Here is a 230-nt window from a genome sequence, read left to right as displayed (position 1 = left end):
ATTATTTCCCTTTACAGCATCTATCGCTTCTTGCTGATACGGGCGAGGTTTAATAACAGGTCTCTTTTTCTCTGTACCGATATTCCGCCCCTCCTTTTTATAACCGATGATTTTGGATTTAACTATCTCTGGGATTTCTAGTACTGTTAATCCATTGGTCTCGTTATTCCATAAATTTTCGAAATCCACAACCATATCATCTATTCTTTCTAAGTCGCTCTCTTTAAAAA

Annotated in this window: 1 protein-coding gene; it reads right to left on the bottom strand. The window is 36.5% G+C overall.

Going from position 1 to position 230, the window contains the following annotated elements; translation table 11 throughout:
* The coding region (locus tag AOA60_RS32975) for a hypothetical protein (protein ID WP_158235093.1) at window positions 1-230 on the bottom strand (230 nt) is incomplete at both ends.

Source organism: Pseudomonas sp. 2822-17 (genome assembly GCF_002742485.1).
Taxonomy (GTDB): Bacteria; Pseudomonadota; Gammaproteobacteria; order Pseudomonadales; family Pseudomonadaceae; genus Aquipseudomonas; species Aquipseudomonas cyclaminis.
Note: the sequence above shows the minus strand (reverse complement) of the source record. Positions and strands in the feature narration are given on the sequence as shown.